Source organism: Lentilactobacillus sp. (assembly GCF_040773105.1).
Classification (GTDB): domain Bacteria; phylum Bacillota; class Bacilli; order Lactobacillales; family Lactobacillaceae; genus Lentilactobacillus; species Lentilactobacillus parabuchneri.
Window position 1 is genome coordinate 1 of the sequence record NZ_JAXGWW010000284.1, and the last position, 2,360, is coordinate 2,360.

The 2,360-nt window shown below is 44.2% G+C and carries 5 protein-coding genes; 2 read left to right on the forward strand and 3 right to left on the reverse strand.

Translation table 11 applies throughout. The features are described from left to right. The 3 genes from AB3112_RS10745 to AB3112_RS10755 form a co-directional block, all read right to left on the reverse strand. The coding region (locus AB3112_RS10745) for a peroxiredoxin (protein WP_367334482.1) at nucleotides 1–548 on the reverse strand (548 nt) is incomplete at its 3' end. A 218-nt stretch (nucleotides 549–766) separates the two neighbouring features. Next, nucleotides 767–1,087 carry a carboxymuconolactone decarboxylase family protein gene (locus AB3112_RS10750; RefSeq protein WP_367334483.1) on the reverse strand — a complete coding sequence of 107 codons (321 nt, stop codon included), beginning with the start codon at nucleotides 1,085–1,087 and terminating at the stop codon, nucleotides 767–769. Then, nucleotides 1,080–1,505 (reverse strand): cupin domain-containing protein, encoded by a 426-nt coding sequence (locus AB3112_RS10755; RefSeq protein WP_143441819.1) that lies wholly within the window; start codon nucleotides 1,503–1,505, stop codon nucleotides 1,080–1,082. The genes AB3112_RS10750 and AB3112_RS10755 overlap by 8 nt, the downstream gene beginning before the upstream one ends. A gap of 94 nt (nucleotides 1,506–1,599) precedes the next feature. On the opposite strand from AB3112_RS10755, the gene AB3112_RS10760 reads away from it, so the two are divergent. After that, a complete protein-coding gene (locus AB3112_RS10760; protein ID WP_084974659.1) occupies nucleotides 1,600–2,037 on the forward strand; it encodes a MerR family transcriptional regulator in 438 nt (145 codons plus the stop codon). A 120-nt stretch (nucleotides 2,038–2,157) separates the two neighbouring features. Beyond that, the coding region (locus AB3112_RS10765) for a response regulator (protein WP_367334484.1) at nucleotides 2,158–2,360 on the forward strand (203 nt) is incomplete at its 3' end.

Sequence of the window (2,360 nt, forward strand, 5' to 3'; positions counted from 1 at the left end):
AACTTGGTACCAGGCTGTAACGTCTTTTCACCTGGCTGCCAATTGGCTGGGCATACCCGATCACCATGTTCGGCGACAAATTGAGCGGCTTGCAAGGTTCGCAAGACTTCTTTGGCATTACGGCCAATTCCCATATCATTAATGGTGTATGAACGAACTTTACCTTCTGGATCAATAATGAACACGCCACGGTAAGCTTGGCCGGCATCTTCATCAAGAACCTCAAAGAAACGTGCCAACTTTCCTGCAGGGTCGGCAATCATTGGATACTGAACTTTACCAACTTCGTCGCTTTGCTCATGCCAAGCTTGGTGAACAAATTCGGTGTCTTCGGATACTGAATAAATTTCGGCACCCGCTTTTTTGAAATCCTCATAATTATCGGCTAAATCCCCAAGCTCGGTTGGACATACAAACGAAAAATCTGCCGGATAAAAGAAGACAATCGACCAGTGGCCGAGCAAATCCTTCTTGGTTACCTGTTTTACATCCCCGTCCTGAAACGCATTGACCTTGAAATCATCAATTTCTTTACCAATGAAATTCATATTCTAAGTCCTCCCAATCACTTTAATTTAATACTCAAGTTAAGTGTACGACAAATTCAATCAGTTTTCAATAATGATTCTAAACTGGATTGCCAATTCACCTTGTTTTAGGCGTTATATTCATTAAGTTGATTTAATTTTATTTAGGACTGTTATAAATAAAGGGAACGAGTGCACTCCGCTCGTCCCCTTTTCCACACGACTGTTTTCCAGCCGAATCATTCGGTAAAAATTTTCTTTGCAATTCCAAATGCCGACCAAGCTTTCGGCCAACCGGCATAAAATGCCAGCTGAGTGATGATTTCAACCATTTCATCCTTGGTAACCCCGTTTTGCTTGGCAATCTTCATGTGGGCTTCCAGTTGTGGGAATAATCCCTGAGACATCAAGCTGGCACAAGTGATCATGCTGCGGTCATGGGCTGATAATTTGGATTCCCGTGACCATACCTCTCCAAATAACACATCGTCATTTAATTCGGCAAACTTTGGTGCAAAGTCTCCCAAAGCATCCCGACCTGCAGTTTGTTTTTTAGTCATGTGATTGAACCTCCAATCGATCATAATCGTCGTCCGATACAGGTTCCAGCCATTCTGGTGTCCCTGCGGTAATCGCAATATGTGAGAACCAGCTGTCCTTAGTGGCGCCATGCCAGTGTTTAATCCCGTCATGCGTCACCACAACGTCTCCAGCTACGAGGTGCTGGGCTGGCTGCCCCGCTTCTTGGTACCAGCCTTCCCCACCGGTTACCAGCAGAATCTGATAGCCATCGTGGTGAATGTGCCAGTTGTTGCGGCATCCTGGTTCAAAAGTAACGTTGCTGACACCGACGTTGACGGCCGGATCATTCACCAACCCTTTAAGATAGCTTTGGCCAACAAAGTATTGGGCGTATGCGTCATTCTTGTCGCCCAGCGGGAACACAATCCCATTTTTGACGTTTTCGTTTTTTATCATCATATCCTCCTTAATTCAAATCAATCCTTTACAAACATGAGCATACAACTTAAAGTTAACTTTAAGTCAAACACTTTTTTAAGGAGGCAATCTGATGGCCACAATTCAAACTGAACCGACATATGAAATTGGTGAGTTCGCCAAAATCGTCGGTCTATCCGCACCAACGATTCGTTACTATGAAAATCAGGGGCTGTTAAAAGCCCGACGCAGTGAAAACGGCCGGCGCTATTTTACCCACACAGACATTCAATGGGTCCAATTTTTACTGCACCTTAAAGGCACCGGCATGAGTATCAACGATCTCAAGAAGTACGTTGCTTGGCGATCCGAGGGTGATTCAACCATTCCAGACCGCTTAGGCCTACTTAAGAGAACCAAAGAAGACTTCATGGACGAGTACCGGCGAGTTCAACATCACCTGCAGATTTTAAACGATAAGATTGACTGGTATGAGGCTAAAGAAAACGGCGAGGACACTAACCAGGAACCATTTGCCGACTACTTGAAACGAATCGGCCACCAAGAATGACATTCTGACAAATTCTCAGAAATCTATCAGCTGACCCTAGTAGCCGTTAACCTTCTTCTTGGTTAGGATAAATGAGACGGTCTGCTGCGAAATATATTCAAAAAATACGAGGCGAACATTTTGACAAACAAAATTTTATTAGTTGAAGATGAAGATGCACTCAGCTCGTACTTGATTCCAGAACTGAAGTTTGAAGATTACCAAGTCCTCTTGGCTCAAGACGGATTAGAAGCATTGCAGCTTTACGATAATAATCGCGGCAACCTGGATCTAATCATTTTGGACTGGATGTTGCCAAAATTGGATGGTTTAGAGGTCCTCCG

Bases quoted from the DNA above. Each gene is read 5' to 3' on its own strand.
- AB3112_RS10755 (WP_143441819.1), bottom strand. From the start codon at position 1,505: ATGATAAAAAACGAAAACGTCAAAAATGGGATTGTGTTCCCGCTGGGC.
- AB3112_RS10760 (WP_084974659.1), top strand. From the start codon at position 1,600: ATGGCCACAATTCAAACTGAACCGACATATGAAATTGGTGAGTTCGCC.
- AB3112_RS10750 (WP_367334483.1), bottom strand. From the start codon at position 1,087: ATGACTAAAAAACAAACTGCAGGTCGGGATGCTTTGGGAGACTTTGCA.